General features: G+C 66.1%; 15 protein-coding genes and 1 pseudogene. 6 read left to right on the top strand and 10 right to left on the bottom strand.

Features of this window, described 5'->3' with window-relative positions:
- Nucleotides 1-37: 37 nt before the first annotated feature.
- From GC150_04985 to GC150_04960, 6 genes are all read right to left on the bottom strand, one after another.
- Nucleotides 38-1,129, bottom strand: coding sequence for an ATP-binding cassette domain-containing protein (locus GC150_04985; GenBank protein ID MBI1384244.1), 1,092 nt, complete (start codon nucleotides 1,127-1,129; stop codon nucleotides 38-40).
- A gap of 73 nt (nucleotides 1,130-1,202) precedes the next feature.
- Nucleotides 1,203-2,141, bottom strand: a complete 939-nt coding sequence (locus tag GC150_04980; protein MBI1384243.1) for an ABC transporter permease subunit — start codon at nucleotides 2,139-2,141, stop codon at nucleotides 1,203-1,205.
- A gap of 37 nt (nucleotides 2,142-2,178) precedes the next feature.
- The gene (locus tag GC150_04975) at nucleotides 2,179-3,066 is read right to left on the bottom strand and encodes an ABC transporter permease subunit (GenBank protein MBI1384242.1); all 888 of its coding nucleotides are present in this window, start codon (nucleotides 3,064-3,066) and stop codon (nucleotides 2,179-2,181) included.
- Between the two features lie 118 nt (nucleotides 3,067-3,184).
- Nucleotides 3,185-4,303 carry an extracellular solute-binding protein gene (locus tag GC150_04970; GenBank protein ID MBI1384241.1) on the bottom strand — a complete coding sequence of 373 codons (1,119 nt, stop codon included), beginning with the start codon at nucleotides 4,301-4,303 and terminating at the stop codon, nucleotides 3,185-3,187.
- Between the two features lie 7 nt (nucleotides 4,304-4,310).
- Entirely contained in the window at nucleotides 4,311-4,634 is a 324-nt protein-coding gene (locus tag GC150_04965) for a hypothetical protein (GenBank protein ID MBI1384240.1), read from the bottom strand.
- A 166-nt stretch (nucleotides 4,635-4,800) separates the two neighbouring features.
- The gene (locus GC150_04960; protein ID MBI1384239.1) at nucleotides 4,801-5,163 is read right to left on the bottom strand and encodes a metalloregulator ArsR/SmtB family transcription factor; all 363 of its coding nucleotides are present in this window, start codon (nucleotides 5,161-5,163) and stop codon (nucleotides 4,801-4,803) included.
- Between the two features lie 155 nt (nucleotides 5,164-5,318).
- Here GC150_04960 and GC150_04955 point away from each other — a divergent pair, with 155 nt between their 5' ends.
- From GC150_04955 to GC150_04935, 5 genes and pseudogenes are all read left to right on the top strand, one after another.
- Entirely contained in the window at nucleotides 5,319-6,971 is a 1,653-nt protein-coding gene (locus tag GC150_04955) for an AMP-binding protein (protein MBI1384238.1), read from the top strand.
- Entirely contained in the window at nucleotides 6,964-8,553 is a 1,590-nt protein-coding gene (locus tag GC150_04950) for an NAD(P)-binding protein (protein MBI1384237.1), read from the top strand. Before GC150_04955 ends, GC150_04950 begins: the two co-directional genes overlap by 8 nt.
- 46 nt (nucleotides 8,554-8,599) lie before the next feature.
- Nucleotides 8,600-9,457, top strand: coding sequence for an amidohydrolase family protein (locus GC150_04945; GenBank protein MBI1384236.1), 858 nt, complete (start codon nucleotides 8,600-8,602; stop codon nucleotides 9,455-9,457).
- Nucleotides 9,415-10,863, top strand: coding sequence for a hypothetical protein (locus GC150_04940; protein ID MBI1384235.1), 1,449 nt, complete (start codon nucleotides 9,415-9,417; stop codon nucleotides 10,861-10,863). Before GC150_04945 ends, GC150_04940 begins: the two co-directional genes overlap by 43 nt.
- Nucleotides 10,864-11,137: 274 nt before the next feature.
- A pseudogene (locus tag GC150_04935) lies at nucleotides 11,138-13,849 on the top strand (HAD-IC family P-type ATPase).
- A gap of 33 nt (nucleotides 13,850-13,882) precedes the next feature.
- On the opposite strand, the gene GC150_04930 reads toward GC150_04935, so the two are convergent.
- The gene (locus tag GC150_04930) at nucleotides 13,883-16,117 is read right to left on the bottom strand and encodes a CHASE2 domain-containing protein (protein MBI1384234.1); all 2,235 of its coding nucleotides are present in this window, start codon (nucleotides 16,115-16,117) and stop codon (nucleotides 13,883-13,885) included.
- A gap of 147 nt (nucleotides 16,118-16,264) precedes the next feature.
- On the opposite strand from GC150_04930, the gene GC150_04925 reads away from it, so the two are divergent.
- A complete protein-coding gene (locus GC150_04925; protein MBI1384233.1) occupies nucleotides 16,265-17,119 on the top strand; it encodes a hypothetical protein in 855 nt (284 codons plus the stop codon).
- A gap of 266 nt (nucleotides 17,120-17,385) precedes the next feature.
- Here the strand turns inward: GC150_04925 and GC150_04920 are convergent, their stop codons facing one another.
- From GC150_04920 to GC150_04910, 3 genes are read right to left on the bottom strand one after another with little or no spacing between them, the layout of a single operon-like run.
- Complete coding sequence (locus GC150_04920; GenBank protein ID MBI1384232.1) at nucleotides 17,386-18,726, bottom strand: amidase; 1,341 nt, start codon at nucleotides 18,724-18,726, stop codon at nucleotides 17,386-17,388.
- Nucleotides 18,716-20,134, bottom strand: a complete 1,419-nt coding sequence (locus tag GC150_04915; protein ID MBI1384231.1) for a TRAP transporter large permease subunit — start codon at nucleotides 20,132-20,134, stop codon at nucleotides 18,716-18,718. The genes GC150_04920 and GC150_04915 overlap by 11 nt, the downstream gene beginning before the upstream one ends.
- Nucleotides 20,131-20,715, bottom strand: a complete 585-nt coding sequence (locus tag GC150_04910) for a TRAP transporter small permease subunit (protein ID MBI1384230.1) — start codon at nucleotides 20,713-20,715, stop codon at nucleotides 20,131-20,133. The genes GC150_04915 and GC150_04910 overlap by 4 nt, the downstream gene beginning before the upstream one ends.
- Between the last annotated feature and the right edge of the window lie 70 nt (nucleotides 20,716-20,785).

Below are 20,785 nucleotides of genomic sequence, written 5' to 3'. Positions count from 1 at the left end.
GGCCCCTCCCGAAACCATGCCGGTCGCTGCCCTCGGTTCAGCGCGCGCCGGGGGGGTCCTTGGGAATGAAATGCATGTGCTCGAGCGCGATTGCAACGGGCAACGTGTCTCCGATCTTGATGTCGAGGCTGTTGTGCCCCTCGATCTGCATCGCCTCCCCGCTCGTCGTGCGCCCGGCGATCCGGATCCGGTCGCCGAGGAAGAGCCGCTCCTCGACGACCACCCGCGCGTGCGCCCGCTCTTCGCCGACGATCGCGACGTCCTGCGGCCGGCAGACGACCTGGCATCGCCCGGCCGCCGGTGCCGGTGAGTGCACCGTGGTGACGTTCCGCGGCAGGGGGATCCTGGCGAAACCGAGCCGCACCGTTCGCGCCCCGTCGGCAGCGACCTCGACCTCCCCGTCGAAGAGGTTGGCCGTGCCGATGAAATTGGCAACGAACGTGCTCGCCGGCCGGGCATAGACGTCGTAGGGCGAACCCACCTGCATGATCCGGCCGTGGTCCATCACCACCACCTGGTCGCCGAGCGACATCGCCTCCTGCTGGTCGTGCGTGACGTAGACCGCGGTGATCGCGAACTGCCCGAGCAGGCGGGCGAGTTCGGCGCGCAATTCGTGGCGGATCTTGGCGTCGAGCGCGGACAGGGGCTCGTCGAGGAGGAGGATATCAGGCGAGAACACGACCGCCCGTGCCAGCGCCACGCGTTGCTGCTGACCGCCCGAGAGCTGATGCGTGCGGCGATGCGCGAGGCTCGTGATCTGCACGACCTCGAGCGCCTCCATCGCCTTGCGCCGGCGCTCGCTCGCCGCCACCCCGCGCACCAGCAGTCCGAACTCGACGTTCTCCTGCACCGTCATGTTCGGAAACAGCGCATAGGACTGGAAGACCATCCCGATGTTGCGCTTCTCGGGGAGCAGATACGTGACGTCGCGGCCATCGAACAGAACGGCCCCCTCGGAAGGCTCGAGCAACCCTGCGACGATCTTGAGAATCGTCGACTTGCCCGACCCGGACGGACCGACCAGCGTCGTCGTCTTGCCCGGTGGGCAGACCAGATCGACGCGCGAAAGCGCTTCGGTGCCGTCGGGATAGACCTTCCTGAGGCCGTCCAGCCGGATTTCGTAACTCATACCCCCTCGTCCCTTCCACTCGCTTGCGTTCGCGTGCGCACGCCTCGGCCCGACAGGCTCCCGGCGACAGGCATCAGGCCGCCTGCCCGACGTCGCGCATTTCTTTTCCTCCGACCAGCTGGATTGCGAGGAGCACCGGAACGACGATCAGGATGAAGACACTCGTCGCCGCGCTCGACACCTGGAAGCTGTCATTGGTGTAGGAATCGTAGAGCGCCGCCGGCAGCGTAAGCGTCGTTGGCGTCGTCAGCAGGAAACTCGCATTGAACTCCCCGAGCGAGATCGTGAACACCAGAAGGGAGCCGACGATGATGGCGTGCCGCAAGTTCGGCAAGAGCACGTACCACACCCGCTGCCAGCCATTCGCGCCTGTCACGGCGGCGGCCCGCTCGAGCTCGAAATAGTTGTAGCTGCGTAGCGTGTTGGTCACCGATTGCAGCATGAACGGCAGCGTGTAGAGGAGATGCCCCATGAGGATGATGAGTGAAGATCCCCGGATCATGCCGTAGGTGCCGATGAGGGCCACGGCGATCGAGATGCCCGGCAGCGACAGCGGGATGAGGATCAATTCTTCCACGAGGCTCTTGCCGGGAAAGTCGTAGCGCACCAGCGCATATCCTCCGCTCACCCCGAGCACGATGGTGAAGGCGATGCAGAGCACCGCGAGCTGCAGGGAGAGGAGCAGCGTGTGGCCGTAGACTTCGAAGACGTACTGATACCAGAGCAGCGTCACGGGGCCGGTCGTCTGGCGAGCTCCCGAGCTGAACGCGCCGAGGTCCTGCTGCTGCCAGCCGGCTCCGCTGTGCGTACTCGCCGCCCCCATCGTCGAGAGCGTCGTGAACGAGCCCCAGACGCAGATGAGAATGGGTGTGACGACGAGGAAGACCAGAACGAGGCTCGTTACCGCCGACATCACCGTCCAGGCCGAAGCCGACCGTCCACGGCGCGGCGGTGCCGACACCGTCGCCCGGCTCGACATCCCTTCGCCGCCACTGCTCCCCGCCGATCCCATAATATCGACCTCCCTATCCCACCTTTCGGGCGCTACACTAGGCGCCGCTGAACACGTAGTGCCGCTCGGCCCAGCGCCGAAGGAAATAATTGATCGTCACGGTCAGCAGTCCGAGCACGACGGACATGGCCGCCGCCATCTCGAAGGCGAGATTGGCATAGACCTGGTTGTAGATTTCGAGCGGAAATACGCTTGCCTTCTTGAGCAGCAGAAGCGCCACGCCGAACGAGCCCATCGAGACCGCGAACGTCACCGCGACGGTCGAGACCATGGCCGGAATGAGCAGCGGCAGGAGGACGTATCTGAGGGTCTGCAGGTTGCTCGCTCCGAGACCGCGCGCCGCGCTTTCGAGGTCCCAGTCGAACTTGCGGATCGCGGACTCGAGCGTCAGCGTGGCGCGGGGGATTTGAAACCAGATGTAGGCGAGGCCGAGCCCGACGAGGCTGTAGGCGAGTGCCTCGCCGAGCGGCACGCCGATGAGGAGGCTCGAGAGCTGCGGGATGAATCCGATCCGCCCGATCATGATGACGGCCAGGAAGCCGATGATGATGCCCGAAAAGGCCATCGGGATCGTGAGGATCGCCCGGAACATCCGCTTGCCCCAGAAATCCTTGCGCACGAGCAGCCAGGCCGGTCCGATGCAGAGCGCGATGGAAAGGATGGAAACGATCGCGCTCACCGCAACGCTCGTGAGCAGCGTAGAACGGATGAACGGGTCGGTGAAGACGCTGACGTAGTTCGCGAGCGAGCAGGCCGCAAGGCCCGTCTTCCTTGCCCCGACATCGTCCACGTTGCCGGCTTCCAGAATGTCGATGGCGGGCAGACAGCCCTGATAGACCATGTCGACGAACGGATAGACCATGACCCCCATGAAGAACACGACAAGCGGTGCGATGTAGAGGAGCGGTGCAAGGCTGCGTCTCATCCTATGGGTCCCGATCTGCTTTCCATGCGGTGAGGGAACTGCTCCGGAAGGGAACGCCCCTTCCGGTTTTTTTCTCTACCGTTGCGGTATGCACACCCTGCAGCAGCCGCACTCGAGCCTATTGCCGACGGATCTGATCGCGCCAAGCGGTGCGATAATTGCCGATGATGCCGCGCTTCTCGGCGATCGAGACCGCCTTGATGAGGTCGTAGGTGCCGTGCATCGGCGTCATGCGCTGGCGAGCCTGGTCGGACATGTACTCGGGCAGGATCGGCACCCAGTAGCTGTCCGCCCAGATGCCCTGCGCCTCGGGGCTCAGCAGCCAGTCGAGGTAGGCCTTTGCGAGTTCCGGACGCTTGGCCCACCGCACCATGCCCATGGCGAGCGGCACCGACACCGTGCCTTCGCAGGGAATGATGACCTCGATCGGCCCGCCATCCTCCCACTTCATCTTGTAGCCGCTGCCATCCGCGTGGAGCCAGACGGCGACCTCCCCGCGAAGCGTCGGATTGTAGCTCGTGTCACGCGAGTAGCGCAGCACGTTCTTGTCCAGCTTCTTGAGATACTCGAGACCCGGAGCGAAATCCGTCGTGCTGCCGCCCATCGCCATGTTGGCCGCGAAGATCGCCTCCATCGCCGTGCCGTGGACGGTCGGATCGTCGTAGGCGACGAGCCCCTGGTACTTTGGATCGAGCAGATCCGCCCAGCACTTCGGCACCGGAACGTTCGCCTTCTTGAGTGCATCGGTATTGACGATGAACGCGATCACTCCCTGGTGCACGCAGAACCAGGTCCCCTCGGGATCCTTGCACCAGTCCGGAATGCGATCGAACCCGGCGGGTTTGTAGGGTTGGTGCACGCCGCGCTCGCCGGCTTCATAGGCGACGAGGGAGTTGTAGTAGGCGACGTCGGCGACGGTGTTGGCCTGTTCACGCAGGAGCGCGGCGAGCGTCGGCCCGCTCCCCTTCATGTCCGGCGGCACGCGCACGCCGTACTCGCGGTTGAAAAAGGCGGTGAGACCGCCCCAGTTCGCATAGTTGGGCTGCGCGTCGTACTGGATGAGGGTGCCGCCCTCTGCACTCCTGGCCGCCTCGACGCGCGCCTTGAACGCCTCCTTGTTCCATTCCGCGGCCCCCGCGGTACCAGGCGCCGTGAGTGCGAGCGCGACGGCCGCGCCGCTCATCAATGCCGTCAGCCAGCGAACTCCCTGCATGGCATTAACCTCCCATAACTCCATGTTCTATTTACTTGATCGCGGTCAGGCGGTAGGACTTGTCCTCGGCCTCGTCGTAGACCAGCGTCAGTGTCTGCCCCTCCTGGAGCGCCCCGGTTGCCCCTCGCACGCCATCGGTGATGATGAACGTGTAGGTTTCCCCTTTCTTGGCGTTCGGGATCGCGCCGCAACCGCCATCGCTGCACTCCAGCAACAGCGCGGAGTTCTTCTGATCGATCCAGACCAGCTTGCCGCTGGCCTCCGCCGCGAGCGCCTGGCCCGACGAGAGCGCAAGCATCGCGGTCGCCGCAAGGAGCGGCCGCCTTGCCCCACCCGGTATCAAGGTCTTGAGCATGAATTACCTCCCTTAGGCACCGTTGAACCGTTCCCAGCGTGCACGGCGCGCCACCTGCCGCAGTGGGCCGTCGGTGGTCGTTCTGTCGCACGGTTGGCCTTCCCGCGGCACAGCGCGCCGCGGATTGCGCCCGGTGTTCCCAGGCGACCGTCGAATTCCGTTGTGCTCACATTTTGCGCTCCCCCCCGGCCGTGAGGCACGCAACGCTCTCGCCGCCCTGCTCGGCGACCGGACAACTGGCCGCTTGGCGCGCGCAACAGTTTTCCAGCAGGAAGCGCGCAAGCTCGGACAGAACCTCGAGGCGCGCGGCATAGATGATGAAGCGCCCACGCCGTCGCCGCGTGACGAGCCCGGCCTCCACGAGGCATCTCAGATGGAATGTAAGGGTCTGTGAGGAGACCGAGAGATGACGCGCGATCTCGCCGGCCGGACTTCCATCGGTGCCGCATTCGACGAGGTGCCGGACCACGTCGACACGGGTCTCCTGTGCAAGAGCAGAAAATGCGCGAACCACATCCAACTTGCTCATACTACCACACTACTTTTGTCGTAAAACTTTCACAGTACGGAATTTGCATAGCTGCTATACGGTCGGGCGGAACCTGACGGACTCGGCGCCGTTGTCGTGTACATCGTTCGCTGGCGGCTGCGTGCCGCGCCCCGAAAGCGAGTTGAAAGGGCCCCATGAAGCGCGACATCGTTGCGAGCGCAGCTGTTATTCCTCCTGCAGGCCGCCGGCGGAGGATCGAGAGCGAACCGCTCGCCGCCAACCTCGCGGCGCTGGTCCGCGAGGCATCTGCGGACGGCGGTGAGACGCTCGTCTGGGACTTCTTCGAAGCCGGCGAGCGCATGACCTACGCGGAACTCTGGCCGCGCGTCGCGGCGCTGGCCGCGGGCCTTCGGCGGATCGGCGTCGGCCGCGCCGACCACGTCGCGGTCATGCTTCCCAACGTCGCGGCATTTCCCCTCTCCTGGCTCGCGATCGCCACCCTCGGCGCCGTCATGGTGCCCATGAATGACGGCTACACAGAGCGGGAGATCGCCTACGTGCTCTCCGACAGCGAAGCCCGCTGGCTCATCGTCCATGAAAGCTGCCTCGATCGGGTCGAGCGCGTCATCGCCGCCGGCACGGTCGGACTCGATCCCCGGCGCATCGTCGTCGCCGGCGCCCCGCGCCCGGACCACCACGGCCTGGACGATCTGTTGGCGACACCGCTCGACGGCTTTTCTCCGCCCGACGACGTCGGCCACGACGATCTCCTCAACATCCAGTACACCTCGGGCACGACCGGCTTTCCCAAGGGCTGCATGCAGCCGCAGCGCTATTGGCTGAACGCCGGCAAGGTGAACGCGTTCCGCGACGGCCGCCGCTACCGCCGCATCCTCGCATCGACACCATTCTATTATATGGACCCCCAGTGGCTGCTGCTGATGGCGATCCACCAGCGCGCGACGCTCTACGTCGCCGCGCGCCAGAGCGCCTCGCGCTTCATGCATTGGGTTCGCGAGCATCGCATCGAGTTCTGCCTCCTGCCCGCCCTCACCTTGAAGCAGCCCGCCCACCCCGACGACCGCCGCAATGATATCATCCGCGCCAACGTCTACGGGCTCCCCCGCCATCTCCACGCCGTCATCGAGGAGCGCTTCGACCTCTGCGCGCGCGAAGCCTTCGGCATGACGGAAATCGGCCCGACGCTCTACATGCCGATCGAGGAGACCGCCATGGTCGGCTCGGCCTCCTGCGGCATCCCCTGCCCGTTCCGCGAATGCCGCATCGCCGACGAGCAGGGCAATACGCTGCCGCCCGGAACGGTCGGCGAGTTGCTTGTGCGCGGGCCCGGTATTTTCCGTGGCTACTACCGCAAGCCCGAGGCGACGGCCGCCGCCTTCCACGGCGACTGGTTCCGCACCGGTGACCTCTTCACCATGGACGAGCGCGGCTACTTCTCCATCGTCGGCCGCATCAAGGACGTGATCCGGCGCAGCGGCGAGAACATCGCCGCGCGCGAGGTCGAAAGCGTCCTGATGTCGTTCGATGCCGTGTCCGAGGCCGCATGCGTTCCCGTCGCGGACGAGGTGCGCGGCGAGGAGATCAAGGCGCTGATCGTCTGGCGCGACGGTCCGGACGTCGGCTTGGCGCCGCTCGAAGCACTCATCGAGCATTGCCGACGCAATCTGGCGTCCTTCAAGGTTCCACGCTATTTCGAGAGCCGGTCCACGCTTCCAAAGACATCGTCCATGAAGATCGCCAAGCACCTGCTGCTGTCCGAAGCCGGCCCGGCGGGCCCGGTCCATGATCGGCTGGCCGGGCAAGGAAAGGGCCCCGCGAATGGCTAGCATGCACGATGCGGTGATCGTCGGGGGCGGCCACAACGGCCTCGTATGCGGCACCTATCTGGCGCGGGCGGGGCTGCGCACGCTGGTCCTCGAGCGCCGCCCGCTGCTCGGCGGTGCCTGCGTCACCGAGGAACTCTGGCCGGGCTATCGGCTCTCGACCGGCTCCTACGTGATGACACTGATGCAGCCCAAGGTGATCCTCGATCTGGACCTCCTGGGCCACGGCCTCACCGTCATTCCGACGCCGCCGACCTTCGCACCCATGGACGATGGTGGCTCGATCGTCTTTTGGGGTGATGAAGACAGGTTCTGCGCCGAGCTTGCGCGGTACTCCCCCCGAGATGCGGCGGCCTATCCGGAGTACCGGCGCAACCTGGAGCGTCTCGCCCCGTTCATCCGGCGCATCATCTGGGAAACGCCGCCCGACGTTGCCTCGCGGCGCCCCCGCGACCTCCTTCGCACGGCGCGCTTTCTCTTGCGCTACCACCAGTTCGCCGACCGCTTCTACGAACTCTACGATGTGCTGACCATGAGCGCCTTCGACTACCTGCGCAAATGGTTCGAGAGCGATGCGGTCATCACAGCGCTCGGCTATTATGTTCCTGGCGGCGGCACCAACGCCTCCATGCGCATGCCCGGCACCGCGTTTTCCTGCATCCGCCCGCTGGTGCGCGACAACACGACCGCGGCCGGTCCCTCCGGGCTCGTACGGGGCGGCATGGGCGCGCTCACCGGGGCGATCGCCGCCGCCGGACGCGCCGAGGGACTGGAAATCCGAACCGGCGCCGAAGTCGCGCGCATCGAGTGCGAGCGGGGCGCTGCGACCGGCGTGCGGCTGACGAACGGTGAATTCATACCCGCGCGCACCGTCGTCGCCAACGCCGACGCCAAGTCCACCTTCCTGCGCCTCATGGACAGCGCCATCTTGCCGGAAGGCTTCGTGCGCGATGTCCGCGCCATCCGTACGAACTCCTCCATCTTCAAGGTCCACCTCGCGGTCAGCGAATTGCCGCGCTACAGCGCCTTTTCACCCGCCGAGCGCGGCTTCGACTATCCCGTCGGTGTGCGCATCGGCCCGAGCGTCGACTATCTCGAGGAGGCCTTCGACGACTACCGGAAGGGGCGTTTTTCACGCCATCCCTTCCTCACGGTCTATGCCCCGAGCGTGCTCGATCCGACGCTCGCGCCGCCCGGCCACCACGTCCTCTCCATCATGGGCGGCCATGCCCCCTACCGCCTCGCCGACCGCGATTGGAACGAGGCGCGCGGCGACCTGCTCGAGGCCACCATCGCGACCATCGAGCGCCACGCCCCTGGCGTGCGGTCGAGCATCCTGCATTCCGAGGTTCTGACCCCCGCCGATCTCGAAGCCCGCTTCGGCCTGCCCGAGGGCCACGTCCACCACGGCGACCTCACCATCGACCAGCAGTTCATCCGCCGCCCCGTCGGCGGTTTCGCCGACTACCGCACGCCCGTCGCCAATCTCTACCTTTGCGGCTCCTCGGCGCACCCGGGCGGCGGCGTCACGGGCGTGCCCGGCCACAATGCGGCGCGCGAAATCCTGAAGGACCGCCGCCGCTGAACGTCGGTCGTGCCTCGTGCCGAAGTGGGAGCCCCGGGAGCCACCGATGATCGATTTCTCCAGCACGCCGCCCGTCGCCGCGTTCAACCCACAGGCGACCGGCCACCTCGCCAACTACCGCCGCGTTTATGCCGCGAGCGAGGCCCGCGTCGACCGGCCCGCCGATCCCGCCGCAGCGCTCACGGCCTATCTTGCCGCCTATGACGCCCTCGGCGCCCGCGCGGTGGTGGTCAAGGCGCGCGACGTCGAAACCAGTTTCGGGCTGAAAATCCACAACGAGGACGTCGCCGCGTTCTGCAAGGCGCACGGCCCCCGCTTCATCGGCTTTGCCGGCGTCGATCCGCACAAGGGCATGGCCGCCGTTCGCGAACTCGAGCACGCCGTCACCGGGCTCGGCCTCGTCGGCCTCAACATCCAGTGTTTCGAGAGCAAGCTCGCCATCGACGATGCCCGACTCTACCCCCTCTATGCCAAGTGCATCGAACTCGACATCCCGGTCAACATCCACACCGGCCTCAACTTTTCGACCCGCAGCACGATGAGCCACGGCCACCCCGGCGCCCTCGACACGGTCATGACGCACTTTCCGGAGCTGCGTGTGATCGCCTCCCCGCCCGGTTGGCCCTGGGTGAACGAATTGATCGCCGTCGCCTGGCGCCACAAGAACGTACACATCGGCCTCGTCGCCGTTCGCCCCAAGGTGCTGGCGATACCGGGCTCGGGCTACGAGCCGCTCCTGCAGTACGGCAACACGCTCCTCCAGGACCGCATCGTTTTCGGATCGGCCTGGCCGATGCAGCCGGTGGCCGAGGCCGTCGGTGAGATCGAGGCCTTGCCCTTGAAGGACGGCGTCAAACGCAAATGGCTCGGCGAAAACGCCGCCGGGTTCCTGCGCCTCGCGTGAGACACGCCGGAGGGCCCCACCTCCTGTTGCGCGTGAGCAACTGGTTCCCGAAAACCCTGGCTGCCAACGCATTCGCGCATGCAGTGCGCGGCGAAGTCATCGAGTTTCCTGGAAGTGATTTGCTTGCAGAGAGGGGAATCCACATGCGGCGCCCGTTCGCTCACCGACCGATCCGCTCGCTGGCCTGCCTCGCGCTGGTCCTGGCTGCCTGCCAGAGCGCATCCGCCGGCGGTTTCTATGCTCCCTATCAGTCCGGCAAGGCGATGGGCACCGCGCTCGCGGGCTGCTCGGCGCGCAGCGACGATGCGAGTTTCTTCTTCTGCAATCCGGCCACCATCGGCGGGCTCGACGGACCGAGCGCGGTGATCGACACCAAGCTGTTCGCTCCATCCGTCAAGATCGAGGCGAATTCTGCGTTCTCACCGCTCGGTGCCAACCTTTCCGCGGCGGGCGGCTCGGGTGAGATGACGGAGACCGCATTCGCGCCCACTTTCTTTGCCGCCATCCCGATCGCCAGCGACCTCTGGCTCGGCCTCGGCGCCACCGGCCACTTCGCCGTCGACATCGCCGCCAACCCGGGTTGGGCCGGCCGCTTCCACCTGATCGAAACCGACATGACGGGGATCAACATCACGGCGGCGCTCGCCTGGCGCGCGGCCCCCTGGATTACGATCTCGGCTGGCGTCCAGGCTCAGCAGTTCGACGCCCAGTTCACCAAGTCGGAACTCATTCCGACCCCCTTCGGCTTCGTCGAGGCACTCGGCTACCTCGATGGCGAGGATCGCGCCTTCGGCGCCGTCGCGGGCATTCTGCTGACGCCCGGCGAAGGAACGCGAATTGGCATCGGCTATCGCTCGGCCCTCACCCACCACATGCGTGGCGAGGCCGGCGCCGTGCTGCCCGGCATTCCCGTCGAGACCGCCACCTTCGACGTCGATCTGCCGCATATCGTCACGCTCGGTATCGAGCAACGCGTGAACCCGCATCTCAGACTCTTCGCTGAAGGCCAATGGGTCGGCTGGAGCCGCTTCAAGGGCTTCGACATCGCCTTCGGCTCCGGCCGTCCGAACGAGCTGCGCGCGCAAACCTGGGACGACACGTGGTTGCTCGCCGCCGGGTTCGGCTACCTGCTTCGGCCGGGCACCGAATTGACCGCCGGCATCCACTACGACACCGCCGTCACTGACGGCGGCACCAACACGCTGAGCCCGGACGGCGCCCGAACCACAATCGCCATTGGTTTCACCCACAAGATCGACCACAACGCGACGATCTCGGCCCAATACGCGCACGTCTTCTTCGAGGACGCGGCGATCAATGTGGCCGGACCGACCAGCGGCACTTTGAACGGGGTGTACGAGGCCGAACTCGACACCTTCGGGGTGAACGTCGCGATCAACTGGTAGGGTCCGCGTCCGTCGAGCCTGATCCCGCAGACCCTTGGCCGCGGCCACCCCATTGTCATTCTTCGATGGCCACACGACGTGTGCGGCAGTCGCCTCGCGTGACGGCACGTGAAGTGACAGGGCCGTGCCCGACGGCCGAGTTCGTGACCCATTGTCGCAACGGCTCCGGTGAGGGCACGGTCACCGTGCCTTCACGGTTGGAGGACGTCAGGTGTCAGCGCGTTCGCACGGCGACCAACCGGCGCCGATCGATCAAGCCCCCCCGTCGCCGCCCTGGCACGCCCTTGCCGCCGACGACGCGCTGGCGCGGCTCGCCGCATCGCGCGACGGGCTCGACATGGGCGAGGCCGCAAGGCGCCTCGGCGCCCATGGTCCGAACGCCCTCCCAGCCGCGGCGCGCAAGAGCATGTTCGCCCGCATCGCCGGACAATTCGACAACCTCCTCATCTACGTGCTTCTGGCATCGGCCGCGGTGACGGCGGCCCTGTGCCACGCGATCGACACCGGTGTGATCCTTGCCGTCGTCGTCATCAATGCGGTGATCGGCTTCGTCCAGGAGGGCCGGGCCGAAGCGGCGCTCGAGGCGATCAGGTCGATGATCAGCCCGAGAGCTTCGGTCCTTCGCGCCGGCAGACGGCAGACGGTCGATGCGGCCGATGTCGTGCCCGGCGACATCCTTCTCGTCGAGGCCGGCGATCGCATCGCCGCGGACGTCCGCCTGCTCCGGGCCAGGAATCTGCGCGTCGAGGAGGCGATCCTGACGGGCGAGTCCGTACCGGCAGAAAAGCAGACGGCACCGGCCGAGGACGATGCCCCGCTCGGCGATCGCCGCTCCATGGCGTTTTCGGGAACCCTCGTCACGGCGGGTCAGGGCATCGGTGTCGTGGTTGCGACGGGTGCCGCCACCGAACTCGGCCGCATCAGTGGTCTGCTCAGTGGCGTCGAGCGGCTCGAAACCCCGCTGGTCCGCCAGATGAACGCCTTTGCCCGGCAATTGACACTCGTCATCCTCGGACTGGCCGGCGGCACATTCGCCTTTGCCGTGCTCGTGCGCGGCTACGCCGTCGAAGACGCATTCATGGCCATGGTCGGCATGGCCGTCGCCGCGATCCCCGAAGGCCTTCCGGCGGTCATGACGATCACGCTCGCCATCGGCGTACAACGGATGGCGGCGCGCAATGCCATCATCCGCCGTCTGCCGGCGGTCGAAACCCTGGGTTCGGTCAGCGTCATCTGTTCGGACAAGACCGGCACACTGACGCGCAACGAAATGATGGTGACCCACGCCGTCTCGTCCGACGCCGTCCATATCATCGATGGGGAGGGCTATGCGCCCCGGGGGCGTGTGACGAGCGATGGCCGGGAAATCGACCCGCTCACCTCACCGGCGCTCGCGGAAATCGGTCGGGCAGCGGTGCTCTGCAACGATGCGGCGCTGCGCAATGCCGGCGAACTCTGGTCGGTCGACGGCGATCCCATGGAGGGCGCGCTCGTCGCGCTCGGTATCAAGCTCGGTCAGGACCGTGAAAAGCTGCTCGAACAGTGGCGGCGCCTCGATGAGATCCCCTTCGATTCCGCCCACCGCTTCATGGCCACGCTCCACAGCGACCGCGATGGCACCGTGACGACCTACGTGAAGGGCGCGCCGGAGCGCCTGCTCGAAATGTGCAGGGTCCAGGCGACCGCATCCGGCAGCGAGCCCCTCGACCGTGCGTATTGGGAGCAGGCGATCGAGGAACTGGCGCGGGGCGGCCAGCGCGTGCTGGCGATCGCCCACCGCGCGATGCCCCCTGGAACGCGCGCCATTACCATGGCCGATGTCGAAGGCACCCTCACCCTCATCGGCATCATCGGCCTCATCGATCCGCCACGCGCCGAGGCGACAAGAGCCGTTCGCGAATGCCGCGAGGCCGGCATCGCCGTGAAGATGATAACCGGTGACCACGCCGCGACAGCGTCCGCGATCGCCGGTCAGCTCGGCCTCGCTCGCGCCGATCGAACGATGACCGGCCACGAAATCGACCGCCTGGAAGCCTCGGCGCTCACCGCCACCATCGCCAGCACGAGCATCTTCGCCAGGACGAGCCCGGAGCACAAGCTGCGCCTCGTCGAGGCCCTCCAGGCGGGTGGCGCGGTCGTTGCCATGACCGGCGACGGCGTCAACGACGCTCCGGCCCTCAAGCGCGCGGACGTCGGCGTCGCCATGGGCCGCAACGGCACCGAGGCCGCCAAGGAAGCCTCCGAGATGGTTCTCGCCGACGACAACTTCGCCTCGATCGTGGCGGCCGTTCGCGAAGGGCGCACCGTCTACGACAATCTGACGAAGGTGATTGCCTGGACGCTGCCGACCAACGGCGGCGAGACGCTGGTCATCGCCGCGGCGATCCTCTTCGGGCTGACCTTGCCGATCACGCCCGTTCAGATTCTCTGGATCAACATGGTGACCGCCGTCGGGCTCGGCCTCGTTCTCGCCTTCGAGCCTGCTGAGCCCGGCATCATGCGCCGCCCACCGCGCGGCGCCGGCGAGCCGCTGCTCTCGCCATTCCTCGTCTGGCGGATCGCCCTGGTCTCGGTGCTTTTCGCCGCGAGCGCCTTTGCCCTCTTTGCATGGGCCGAGGCGCGCGGCCTTTCGCATGAAAGCGCCCGCACCATCGTCGTCAACGCCGTCGTCGTCATGGAGATCTTCTACTTGTTCTCAGTGCGCTACCTGCATGGTGCGTCGGCCACCTGGCAGGGTGTGCTGGGCACACCGGCCGTCCTCCTCGGCGTCGGCGCGATCATCTTGATGCAGCTCGCCTTTACTTATCTTCCCTTCATGCAGACCTTGTTCGACACCAGGCCCGTCGCGTTCTCCGACGGCCTCGTCGTCGTCGCGACCGGGATCGCGCTGTTCGCCATCCTCGAACTGGAAAAATATCTCCGTCGCAGCCTGTTCGCGCGCGACTGGCTCGGCCGGTCGCTGAGACGGGGACGCAAAGGCGGTTGACCGCGAACCGGAGCGAGCGCGCGTTGGCGGAGCTCATTTGCTCTCGGCGCCCCAGACCCCATCCCAGTCCGGCGGCGGCGGCGCCTCTTCGAAGCGGGCACAACGCCGGGCGAAACAGAGGGCGAGCTCATCGAGTTCGAACGCGCCGGATGCCTTGGCGAGTTCCAGGTAGCGGGCGCGGGCGCCGACCCAATCACGGTTGCGGTAAAGCCTGAGCGCCTCGTCGAACCCTTCGACAACGGAGGCAAATCGTGCATCGCGATGCAGCGCCTCGCCACCGACGAGCGTCCAGATCCGAACAGCCTCCGCACGCCCCTTGACCCGCACCACGTCCACTTCCACCACCGCGAGCCCCGCCGCGCCCCGCAAGTGCGTCTCGTCCGAGATCAGCACCCGCACTCCGTATTGCACCGAGAGCGACTCGAGGCGCGAGGCAAGGTTCACCGCATCGCCCAACGCCGAATAATCGAACCGCAATTCCGAGCCCATGTTGCCGACGATGGCCGCGCCCGTCGCCAGGCCGATGCCGAGCCGCAACGGCTCGAGCGCACCTTGCGCCACCTGGCCGGACGCCTCGGCGCGGCGCTCACCATTGAGCATGTCGAGCCGTGCGACCATCTCGAGCGCCGACCGGCAGCCATTGGCTGCGTGCTGCTCGTCGTCGAGCGGGGCATTCCAGAACGCCATGATGGCATCGCCCATGTATTTGTCGATGGTGCCGCCCCGCTCCGTGATCGCATTGGTCAGCGGGGTCAGCAGACGGTTCATGAGCACGATGAGGTCCGCCGGATTTTCCCGATAACCCTCCGCGATGCGGGTGAAGCCGCGCACATCGCTGAAGAGCACAGTCAACTCGCGCGTCTCGCCACCGAGCTTGAGGCGCCCCGGCTCGCGTGTCAGTCGCTCGACGAGGCTCGGCGCCATGTAGTGGCTGAAGGCGCGCCGCACGCGGTTGCGTTCGCGCTCGGTCGTGAAATAGAGGAGCGCGGTTGCGACGAGATAGACGACCGTGGCGCTGAGAATCGGAAAGACGGAGTCAAACAGGAGGCCAAAGGCCTGGTACGCGATCCAGGACGCCGAGAGGACGAACGTGACCGTGATCAAGCCGATCACGGCGGTGGCGAATGCGCCGGTCCGATAGGCGAAAAGCGCGAGCAGCAGGCTCATGACGACCGAGAAGGTCAACTCCATGCCCGTGGCGTAGTCCGGCCTCGAGAGCGCGTGACCGGCAAGGATCTGCTCGATCGCCTGGGCGTGCACCTCCACACCGGGCACGACGCTGTCCATTGGCGTTGCCCGCAGATCGAAGAGACCGGGCGCGCTGGTGCCAACGAGCACGATGCGACCCGCGATGTCATCTGCCGGCACCGTCCCGTCGAGCACCGCCGCCGCCGACCGATAGCGTTCCGGATCGCTTTCGGAAAACGCGATGAGAGCCTGACCATGCCGGTCCGTCGCCACACGATATGGCCCGATCCGCATCGACGTGATGCCGACTTCGAGGCCGAGGCCATCTTCGCCGCTCGCGCTTGAGGAGCGGATCGAGATCGTCGTCTCCCCGCTGGCGAGGCGCAGCGCTTCGGCCGTGAGCGATGGGAACGGCTCACCCGCGATGGCGATGACCAGCGGCACCTTGCGCACGATCTGGTCGTGCTCGGGGATCCAGTTGACCGCTCCGAGACCGGCCGCCGCCTCGGTCAATGACGCCAGGTTCGCCGTGACCGTACCGAAGTGCGGCAAATGACGAACCGGATCACGTCCGAGCAGCGCAAACCCGGACTTGCGAACCGGCGCCCCCGTCGCACGTCCCGCCCGCCCGATCGCCCCGAGCACCACTTTTCGTCCCGCCATCGCCGCGGCGAATGCCGCATCGCCGGATTCCAGTCGCGGCAGTTGTCTCAGCAGCGAGAGCGCTGCCGGATCCGACTTCAGCGATTGTCCGAGCGCCTCGATCGGATCGGCTTCGGCATCCGGGAACACGAAGTCGAATGCGATCACTTTCGCGCCGAGCGCATCGAGCTTCTCGATCAATCGGGCGAGCACGTCGCGCGGCCACGGCCAGCGTCCGATCGCCGCCAGCGACGCCTGATCCACATCGACGATGCGAACGGGATGGTTCGGGTCCGGCGTCCGCGGCGCCAGGTTCTGGAGCAGGTCGAAGGCAATGAACCGCGCCCGCTCGAGCGGCGCAGGATCGGCGAGCCGCAGCAGCGACAAGCCGAGAACGAGGAGAAGCGCAACCACGACATAGATCGCCCGGATGCTCACCGGTCACCCCCGCTGTTGCGGCCGCACGCGCCGGCCGCGTCACGGTGACCGTTCTGGGACGATCGAGCCGTGCGAGCGGCAATCCATGCTACCTTCACATTCCCTGCTCTGATATAATAACTGATCTATCGATTGGGATAAGTGTTCATGAGCGAGCTTGCCTCGAATGCCCCCGGCCACCCCCGTGGTCTTTTCCGCTCCCTGGCGGCAGGGGCACTGGCTGGCGTGCTGCTTGCGGTACCGTTCCATGCCCCGGTCGCAAGGGCTGCCGACGGGGCCGAGATCGGCACCACGGTCGTTGCGGTGCGGCAAGTGACGGGAACGCTCGGCGAGAACCGCCGTCGGTTGCGCGAAGGGGTGCGCGTCCACTTGGCCGAGGTTCTCGAGACGGCGGCCAATGGTCGGGCCGAACTGCAACTCGACGATGACACCAAACTGGCATTGGGCCCGAATGGACGGCTCAGCCTCGACGACTATGTCGTGCAACGTTCGCAAGGCATCGCGAGCGTCACGCTGCGTGTGCTGAAGGGCGCTTTTCGCTTCATCACCGGAGAGAACGACAAGAACGCCTATCGCATCGAAACGCCATCGGCGACGATCGGCGTGCTCGGCACGGTATTCGACCTCTTCGTGGACGAAAATGGCGAGACCGTCGTGCTGCTGCACGAAGGCGAGGTGGAGGTCTGCTCGCGCGCCCGCAATTGCCGGCGCCACAACCTCGTCGGCCAGCTCGTACACTCTCGCCTCGACGGCATCGTCACGGAACCGATCCGCTGGACCAAGGGGCTGCTGCCCGGCGTGGCGGTGGCAACCGCCTTTCCGTTCGTCGGTCGGAGCCTGCGGATCGACCCGATCCGGCGGCTGCGGCACGCGGCGATCCTGAACGGCACGGCTGGACGCGCGACACGCGCGGCGACCCGAGCGACCCGTCAGGGTACGCGCGCGGTACGCCGGGGCGTCAATCGCGCGGGCCGCACCCTGCGCCGGCTGTCACCCTTCTGAGGGCACGCCGGCACGCAGATTAGCCCGCTCGGCACCCCGATCGGCCCGGCCCATCATCCCCCGACCCGCAAGTGAAGCCGTAAATTTCCGCCCGGTCGCCGACCTATGAATCACGGCGGAAGAAATCGTAGGCGGCCAGAGCGAGCGTGAGCAGGGCCACCGCACCGAGGTCCGGGCGCGGCAGCTTCCAAAGCAGCACACCGATGAACGCGGCCAGGACCAGGAATGCGACGGCGGCAAGCGACCTTTCGAGCATTTTTCGATCCTCAATCCCGGGCCGACGTGACGAAGTCCGCCAGCCAGCGCGCCGCGCGCAGCAGCCGGCCGTCGTCACCGCGACGCCCAACCAGTTGCACGCCCATCGGCAGCCCGTTCTCCGCCTCGAACAGCGGTATCGTGACCGCCGGCATCCGGCAGAGCGTCCAGAGCCCATTGAAGACCGGATCGCCGGTGCTCGCGAGCCCTTCGGGAGCCGGCCCCTTTGCCGCGGGCGTCAGAATGAAATCCCAGCGCGAGAACACCTGCTCGAGCGCCGCCACGTAAACGTCGGACCAGTCGAGGGCGGAGATATAATCGCGGGCCGGCAACCGCGCGCCCCGTTCTGCGGCCTCGCGCAGTTCGTCCGATATGAGCCCCTCCCCCTTTGTCAAGTAGCGGTGATAGCACTTGGCGAGTTCGGCGAATTGTATCCGCTTGCGGATTTCATCCGACTCGGCGAAGGCCGCCGGCAGTTCGACCTCGGCGCAATTCTCTCCGAGCAGGTCGACGAGTTCCTCGAGCGCCTCACGCATCTGCGGATCGGCACGCTCCCAGTACGGCGTGCGCACGAAGGCGAAGGTCGGGGCGAGCGGCGCGCCCGCCCGGACGCACTCGAGCAGTCGTGGATGCGGGGCCGGCGCCGTCGACCTGTCGAGCGGATCGTGTCCGAAGAGCGCCTCGGCCAGAAGCGCCACATCCTCGGGGTCCCGGCCCATCACACCGACGGTATCGAGGCTCGGAGATTGGGCGAGTATGCCCCGACGTGAAATCGCACCGAATGTCGGCTTGAAGCCGGTGATGCCGCAGAAGGCCGCCGGCCGGATCACCGAGCCCGCGGTCTGGGTGCCGATGGCCAGCGGTACCATGCCCGCGGCGACCGCCGCGGCCGAGCCGGCCGATGAGCCGCCCGGTGTGTGCCCGGTGTTCGCGGGGTTGGTTGTCTTTGCAGGGTGCAAGAAGGCGAGTTCGGTGGTCGCCGCCTTGCCCATGATGATCGCACCGGCCGCCTTGAGGCGTTCGACGACCGCCGCGTCGTTGGCGGGCACCCTGCCGCTGTCGATGCGCGAGCCGTTCTCCGTCGCGACACCAGCAGTATCGATGATGTCCTTGATCGCGACGGGCAACCCGTGCAGCGGCCCGAGTGGACGCCCGCTCGCCCTGTAGACATCGAGCGCGCGGGCCTGTTGCAGGACATGGTCTCGATCGAGCCACGCCCAGGCCCGCACCTTTTCGTCCACGGCGCCGACACGCGCCAGGCAATCCTCGGCCAGCTCGACTGCCCGAAGCGCTCCACTGGCGAGCCGGTCACGCAGTCCCACCGCGCCTACCATCGTGCGATCAGCGGCCATAGAACGTCTCGGGCAGGTAGAAGACCGTCTGCGGATAGATGTAAATGATCGCCATGGCGACGAAGACCAGCAGCAGGAAGGGCATGACGCCGGAGAAAATCTGCATCAGCTGCACCTGCGGTGGCGCGATCCCCTTGAGGTAGTAGGCCGACATGGCCATGGGCGGAGTGAGGAAGGAGGTCTGCAGGTTGAGCGCCACAAGCACGCCGAAGAACAGCGGGTCGATGTTGAAAAGCGCCAGCAGCGGCAGGAATATCGGAACGAAGATGATGATGATCTCCGACCATTCGAGCGGCCAACCGAGCAGGAAGATGATCAGTTGCGCCAGCAGCAGGAACTGCAGCGGTGTGAGATCGAGGCCGCGCACGAATTCCGAGATCAGCTGCTCGCCCCCGAGATAGGAAAAGACGGACGAGAACGTGTACGACCCGACGAACAGCCAGCACACCATGGCCGTCGTGCGCACGGTCAGATAGACGGACTCGCGCAGGCGCTGGAAGGTCATGGCCCGATAGGCGATGGCGAGCAAAATTCCCCCCAGCGCTCCGATCGAAGCGGCTTCGGTCGGCGTCGCCAGACCGAACAGGATCGAGCCGAGCACCGCGAGAATGAGGAAGGCCAGCGGAAAAAACGAGGTCAGCAGCATGAGGACGAGCTTGCCGATCGGCACGTCCGGCACTTCCTCGTCGGTGGGCCGGGGCGCGACACTCGGCTGCAGGATCGAGCGCCCGATGACATAGAGTAGATAGAGCCCGACCAGCAGGAAGCCCGGCAACAATGCCCCCGCATAGAGTCGAACGATCGAGACACCCGAGGCTGCCGCATAGACGATCAGCATGATCGATGGTGGGATCAGAATCCCCAGCGTGCCGCCCGCGCAAATGATCCCGGAGGCGAAGGAGGTATCGTAGCGGGCCCGCAGCATGGCCGGCAGGGCGAGGAGGCCCATCAGTGTGACGACAGCGCCGACGATGCCCGTCGCGGTCGCGAACAGCGCGCAGGTGATGAGCGCGGCGACCCCCATCGAACCGGGGACGTTCTTCGACGCGATGTTGAGCGAATTGAACAGCCTGTCGACGATGTTTGCCCGCTCGACGAGGTATCCCATGAACAGGAACAGCGGCACCGCTGTCAGCACCTCGTTCGACATGACCGTATAGGTCTGATTGATGAACAGGTCGAAGATGCGGTTGTTGAAGAACCCTTCGATCCAGAGCGAGGTGCTGTCCCACCAGCTCGCGTTCTCATCGAGCCGGTTGTAGGCTCGCCACATGCGCGTCGGATCGTAATAGGCATAGTAGCCGAAGCCGATCCCCATCGCCATCAAGGTGAACGCGATGGGAAATCCCAGAAAGACGACGAAGATGAAAAGCCCCAGCATGAACAGGGCTACCTGGGGTTCGCTCATTTGTGCCCTGTGCTGTTGCCTCGCGCGGCCTCACGCACGAGTTGCTCCTCGGTCTCGCGCACGTCGTCCTCGATCACCGGCCAGCGGTTTTCGCGGATGCAGATGATGCAGCGCATGACCTGCGCGATGCCCTGAATGAAAAGCAGGATGCCGGCCGCGACGATCACCGTCTTGAACTGGAAGATCGGGACACCTGCGGGACTGTTGATGCTGACCTCCGCGAAGCGCCACGAGCGGGCCGCATATTTCCAGCCGGAAAGGATCAGCGCCATGACGCCAGGAAAGAAAAACAGGAGATAGAGGACGAGATCGACCCTGGCCTGCGTCCTGGGCTGCCACAAGCGATAGAGGAAGTCGCCCCGGACATGGCCGCCGCGCGACAGCGTATAGGCTCCACCCATCATGAACAGTGTACCGTACATGATGAACGACACATCGAGCGCCCACGGCGTCGGACTGCCGAGCACATAGCGCACGAAGACCTCGTAGCCCGTGCCGAACGTCATGAGGATGATCAGCCAAGCAAAAGCCTTGCCGAACCCGGCCGACAGGGCATCAGCGAATCTGATGAATGAACGCATGCTGCACTCGAACTGGACGGGATTTCGATCCCCGGCGCCGACAGTGGTCGGGCACCGGGGACCGGACGCG

The sequence above is a fragment of the Hyphomicrobiales bacterium genome (genome assembly GCA_016125495.1).
Taxonomy (GTDB): Bacteria; Pseudomonadota; Alphaproteobacteria; order Rhizobiales; family RI-29; genus RI-29.
Note: the sequence above shows the minus strand (reverse complement) of the source record. Positions and strands in the feature narration are given on the sequence as shown.

Bases quoted from the DNA above. Each gene is read 5' to 3' on its own strand.
- GC150_04965 (MBI1384240.1), bottom strand. From the start codon at position 4,634: ATGCTCAAGACCTTGATACCGGGTGGGGCAAGGCGGCCGCTCCTTGCG.
- GC150_04975 (MBI1384242.1), bottom strand. From the start codon at position 3,066: ATGAGACGCAGCCTTGCACCGCTCCTCTACATCGCACCGCTTGTCGTG.
- GC150_04920 (MBI1384232.1), bottom strand. From the start codon at position 18,726: ATGGCCGCTGATCGCACGATGGTAGGCGCGGTGGGACTGCGTGACCGG.
- GC150_04955 (MBI1384238.1), top strand. From the start codon at position 5,319: ATGAAGCGCGACATCGTTGCGAGCGCAGCTGTTATTCCTCCTGCAGGC.
- GC150_04925 (MBI1384233.1), top strand. From the start codon at position 16,265: ATGAGCGAGCTTGCCTCGAATGCCCCCGGCCACCCCCGTGGTCTTTTC.
- GC150_04940 (MBI1384235.1), top strand. From the start codon at position 9,415: ATGGCTCGGCGAAAACGCCGCCGGGTTCCTGCGCCTCGCGTGAGACAC.
- GC150_04980 (MBI1384243.1), bottom strand. From the start codon at position 2,141: ATGGGATCGGCGGGGAGCAGTGGCGGCGAAGGGATGTCGAGCCGGGCG.
- GC150_04950 (MBI1384237.1), top strand. From the start codon at position 6,964: ATGGCTAGCATGCACGATGCGGTGATCGTCGGGGGCGGCCACAACGGC.
- GC150_04985 (MBI1384244.1), bottom strand. From the start codon at position 1,129: ATGAGTTACGAAATCCGGCTGGACGGCCTCAGGAAGGTCTATCCCGAC.
- GC150_04970 (MBI1384241.1), bottom strand. From the start codon at position 4,303: ATGGAGTTATGGGAGGTTAATGCCATGCAGGGAGTTCGCTGGCTGACG.
- GC150_04945 (MBI1384236.1), top strand. From the start codon at position 8,600: ATGATCGATTTCTCCAGCACGCCGCCCGTCGCCGCGTTCAACCCACAG.
- GC150_04915 (MBI1384231.1), bottom strand. From the start codon at position 20,134: ATGAGCGAACCCCAGGTAGCCCTGTTCATGCTGGGGCTTTTCATCTTC.
- GC150_04960 (MBI1384239.1), bottom strand. From the start codon at position 5,163: ATGAGCAAGTTGGATGTGGTTCGCGCATTTTCTGCTCTTGCACAGGAG.
- GC150_04910 (MBI1384230.1), bottom strand. From the start codon at position 20,715: ATGCGTTCATTCATCAGATTCGCTGATGCCCTGTCGGCCGGGTTCGGC.